Origin of the sequence: Mesorhizobium sp. M7A.F.Ca.AU.002.02.1.1 (genome assembly GCF_003998535.1) — a bacterium.
GTDB classification, from domain to species: domain Bacteria; phylum Pseudomonadota; class Alphaproteobacteria; order Rhizobiales; family Rhizobiaceae; genus Mesorhizobium; species Mesorhizobium ciceri.
Genome location: NZ_RZPB01000483.1, coordinates 1 through 4,747, shown reverse-complemented (window position 1 = coordinate 4,747; position 4,747 = coordinate 1). Strand labels below are relative to the sequence as shown.

Genomic DNA, 4,747 nt, shown 5'->3' with positions numbered 1-4,747 from the left:
GATGGAAGGTAATCCGGGCGCGGGCCAACGTCCAGTCGATGACCGGCAGCGGCATCGCGGCAAAGCGCGAGCGTATGTCTCGGGTTTAAATCAAATTTTACCAAACGGCCGTCAAAGCTGTCATCGGTAATCGTGTGTGTCGTGTTAGTGGAGTGGCCATGAGTCCGGTCGGAAGAATCTCTCTAGTGTTGGCCGCTGCGGTGCTGGGCGGGGCGGGCGCCGCCAATGCGGGCGAGGGCAGCTGGCTGTCCGGCGACTGGTATCTGACCGTTGGCGCCACCGGCCTGGTCGCGCCCAATTTCGAGGGCGGCAGGAAATACATGCTGAGCGCCCAACCCATCATCTCATTGGGCAAGGCCGGACCGGCGGCACGCTTTGTCTCGCGCAACGACAACATCTCGTTGGCGCTGGTCGACGATGGCGGTGTCCGCGCCGGCCTGACCGGCAAGTTCCTGTTTTCCCGCGACGACGACAACGCCGATGAACTGAAGGGCCTCGATCCGGTGCGCTGGGGCGGCGAAGTCGGCGGCTTCTTCGAATTCTATCCGACGGACTGGCTGCGCGCCCGCGCCGAGCTGCGCCACGGCATTCGCGCCCACAACGGCTTTGTCGCCGACATCGCCGCCGATGCCTTTTACGACGTGACGCCGACCGTCAGGATTTCGGGAGGACCGCGTGTTTCCTTCGCCTCTGGCAACTATTTTGACGCCTATTATGGCGTCAACGCGCAGGAGGCGGTGGCCTCGGGCCTGAGCGAATACCATCCCGGTGGCGGGCTGAAATCGACCGGCCTTGGCGGCGCCATAACCTGGAAGGTGACCGAGCCGATGACCGCCAGCCTGTTTGGCGAATATTCGCGCCTGATGGGACCGGCGGCCGATTCCAGCCTGGTCAAGGAGCGTGGCGACCGCAACCAGTTCACGGTCGGCGTGTCGACCACCTACCGCTTCGATTTCACGATGTAGGTGAATCGAACGAGAGACGCTTTATTCCTGCCGTGGCTTCGGCTAAAAGCCCAGCCATGACCAGCTTTTCGCGCCTTTTCGCGATCGCGATACGAATTACAGGCCCGGTGTTCCGGGTGGCCTGAGCGCCGCCGGAGCCGCCGGGAGTTTCTGCGCGCCCCTCGCGCTTTTTTCATAACATGATAGTTCACGCCCGAGCTTGTACGCCCGCCGGGCAATGCACATGGCAGACCAATGACCGACACAACTGAAACGATCGACTATTCCAAGACGCTTTATTTGCCGCAGACGGACTTCCCGATGCGCGCCGGCTTGCCGGAGAAGGAGCCGCTGCTGGTCAAGCGCTGGCAGGACATGGATCTCTACCGCAAGCTGCGCGAGAGCGCTGCCGGCCGCACGAAATACGTGCTGCATGACGGCCCGCCCTACGCCAATGGCAACATCCATATCGGCCATGCGCTGAACAAGATCCTCAAGGACGTCATCACCCGCTCGTTCCAGATGCGCGGTTACGACTCGAACTATGTGCCCGGCTGGGACTGTCACGGCCTGCCGATCGAATGGAAGATCGAGGAGCAGTACCGCGCCAAGGGCAAGAACAAGGACGAGGTACCGGTTAACGAGTTCCGCAAGGAATGCCGCGAATTCGCCGCGGGTTGGATCACAGTGCAGGGGGCCGAGTTCCAGCGCCTCGGCGTCATCGGCGACTTCAAGAACCCCTATACGACGATGGCTTTCCATGCCGAGTCGCGCATCGCCGGCGAGCTTTTGAAATTTGCCATGTCGGGCCAGCTCTATCGCGGCTCCAAGCCGGTGATGTGGAGCGTGGTCGAGCGCACGGCGCTGGCCGAGGCCGAGATCGAATACCACGACTATGAGAGCGACACGATCTGGGTGAAGTTTCCGGTCGCCAGCCTTGTCCGCCCCATTGACGATGGCCAGACCAAGCTGACGGAGGGCGCCCTCGATCTGCTGCAGGCCCACGTCGTCATCTGGACGACGACGCCGTGGACGATCCCAGGCAACCGCGCCGTCAACTATTCGCCGCGTATAAATTATGGCCTCTACGAGGTCACGGCAGCCGAGAACGCGTTCGGCCCGCAGCCGGGCGAAAAGCTGATCTTTGCCGACGCACTGGCCGAAGACTCCTCGGCCAAGGCCAAGGTCACCTTGAATCGTCTCCGCAGCGTCTCGGCGCAAGAGCTTGGAAGCCTTACGCTTTCACATCCGCTCAAGGGCTTGGGCGGCGGCTACGAATTTGCCGTTCCGATGCTCGCCGGTGACCATGTCACCGACGATGCCGGCACCGGCTTCGTCCACACCGCGCCCGGACACGGCCGCGAGGACTTTGACGCCTGGATGGACGCGGCGGTGGATCTGCGCGCACGCGGCATCGATCCCGCCATCCCGTTCACCGTTGACGATGGCGGCTTCTTCACCAAGGACGCGCCGGGTTTCGGACCGGACCGCGAGGGTGGACCGGCGCGCGTCATCGACGACAACGGCAAGAAGGGCAACGCCAACCAGGCCGTCATCGACGAGCTGATCAAGCGCAACGCGCTGTTCGCGCGTGGCCGGCTGAAGCACAGCTATCCGCATTCGTGGCGGTCCAAAAAACCGATCATCTTCCGCAACACGCCGCAATGGTTCGTTTATATGGACAAGGACCTCGGCGACGGCTCGACGCTGCGCAGCCGGGCGCTCAAGGCCATCGACGAAACCCGTTTCGTGCCCGCCGCCGGCCAGAACCGCATCCGCGCCATGATCGAGGAGCGCCCGGACTGGGTGCTGTCGCGCCAGCGCGCCTGGGGCGTGCCGATCGCCGTCTTCGCCGATGTCGACGGCAATGTGCTGAAGGACGAAGCGGTCAACCAGCGCATCATGGACGCCTTCGAGAAGGAGGGCGCCGACGCCTGGTTCGCCGCTGGCGCCAAGGAGCGTTTCCTTGGCAATCACGATGCCTCCAAATGGAAGCAGGTGATGGACATCCTCGACGTCTGGTTCGATTCGGGCTCGACGCATGTCTTCACGCTGGAGGATCGCCCTGACCTGAAATGGCCGGCCGACGTCTATCTCGAAGGCTCCGACCAGCATCGCGGCTGGTTCCATTCCTCGCTGCTGGAAAGCTGCGGCACCAGGGGCAGGGCGCCTTACGATACTGTCGTCACCCATGGTTTCACCATGGACGAGGATGGCCGCAAGATGTCGAAGTCGCTCGGCAACACCGTGGTGCCGCAGGACGTCATCAAGCAGTCGGGCGCCGATATCCTGCGTCTGTGGGTGGTGACGACCGACTACTGGGAGGACCAGCGGCTCGGCAAGAACGTGCTGCAGACCAACATCGATGCCTACCGCAAGCTGCGCAACACCATCCGCTGGATGCTCGGCACGCTCGCCCATGACGATGGCGAAGAGGTGCCGCTGGAGAAGATGCCGGAGCTGGAGCGGCTGATGCTGCACCGGCTGGCCGAGCTCGATGAGGTCGTGCGCTCGGGCTACGACGCTTTCGAGTTCAAGCGCATCACCCGCATGCTGCTCGATTTCATGGTGGTCGAGCTGTCGGCGTTCTATTTCGACATCCGCAAGGACGCGCTCTACTGCGACGCGCCGTCGAGCCTGAAGCGCAAGGCTTCGGTGCAGGTGGTGCGCCATCTCTTCGATTGCCTGGTGAAATGGCTGGCGCCGATGCTGCCCTTCACCATGGAGGAGGCCTGGCTCGATCGTCATCCCGACGCGGTCTCGGTGCATCTCGACCAGTTCCCGCAAATCCCGGCGGACTGGCAGAACGAGGCGTTGGCGGAAAAGTGGCGCCAGGTGCGGCAGGTGCGGCGCGTCGTCACCGGCGCGCTGGAGATCGCGCGCGCCCAGAAGGTGATCGGATCGTCGCTGGAAGCGGTGCCGGTCGTCACCATCAACGATGCAGCGCTCGAAGCGGCGATTTCAGATGTCGACATGGCCGAGATGGCGATCACCAGCGATCTGGTCATCGCGCATGGCGAGGCACCGGCTGGTGCCTTCGCGATCGACGACGTCAGGGGTGTCGCCGTGGTGGTCGAGAAGGCCGAGGATCGCGGCCTGTTAAAATGCGCACGCTCATGGCGCTACACCGCCGATGTCGGCCAGGATCCGGAATTCCCGGATGTTTCGGCCAGGGATGCGGCGGTGCTGCATGAATTGAAGGCGCTTGGCCGGCTTTGACAGGCCGGCCAGCTTGATCGGTGCACAAATGCCACGCCGGGCGGGTGAAAACCGCCCGCGCGTTGCCCTTAACGAGTGGTTGAGGTAAACACGCGAAACTCCGGAAGACAAATTGTCGCCGGATTTCCGTCGCAAGTGCTTGGACGATGGGGACCGGCCACGAGGCTGGTGGCAATCGAGAGGCTGTCTAGAGTGGGACTTTTTGGCATGACCGAGAGATATAATGCGCGCCTGGCGCTGCTGGCGCCGCTTGTCGCGTCGGGCCTCGCTTTGTCCGGCTGCATGGGCTCTCCGACCTACGGCACCGACAAGACCGCCGGCGAACAGCTGGCCGGCGATATTTCAGGCGCCTTTTCATTTGCGCCGAAGCGCAAGGAACAGATCGACTACAAGCCGCGTCCGACGCTTGTAAAGCCGGCGCCCGGCCAGAAGGAAGCGCTGCCGGCCCCGCAGGACAGCATCGAGACGGCGAGCGCCGAATGGCCCGAATCGCCCGAGCAGCGCCGCGCCCGCTTGCGGGCCGATGCCACCGCCCATCAGAACGACCCGGCCTATCAGTCGGAGATCGTCGACGACGTGCAAAC

At 63.4% G+C, this 4,747-nt stretch carries 2 protein-coding genes and 1 pseudogene; all 3 read left to right on the top strand.

Annotated elements, in window-relative coordinates; translation table 11 throughout:
• Positions 1 to 158: 158 nt before the first annotated feature.
• Positions 159 to 965: a MipA/OmpV family protein gene (locus tag EN879_RS24680; RefSeq protein WP_024504841.1), complete on the top strand. Its 807-nt coding sequence runs from the start codon at positions 159 to 161 to the stop codon at positions 963 to 965.
• 234 nt (positions 966 to 1,199) lie between these two features.
• Positions 1,200 to 4,163 carry an isoleucine--tRNA ligase gene (gene ileS / locus EN879_RS24675; RefSeq protein ID WP_063167720.1) on the top strand — a complete coding sequence of 988 codons (2,964 nt, stop codon included), beginning with the start codon at positions 1,200 to 1,202 and terminating at the stop codon, positions 4,161 to 4,163.
• A 207-nt stretch (positions 4,164 to 4,370) separates the two neighbouring features.
• Positions 4,371 to 4,747 (top strand): annotated as a pseudogene (locus tag EN879_RS24670) (hypothetical protein); the annotation flags it as partial.

What these genes read in the sequence shown, in the direction of transcription:
- EN879_RS24680 (WP_024504841.1), top strand. Translation starts at nt 159, where the DNA reads ATGAGTCCGGTCGGAAGAATCTCTCTAGTGTTGGCCGCTGCGGTGCTG.
- ileS (WP_063167720.1), top strand. Translation starts at nt 1,200, where the DNA reads ATGACCGACACAACTGAAACGATCGACTATTCCAAGACGCTTTATTTG.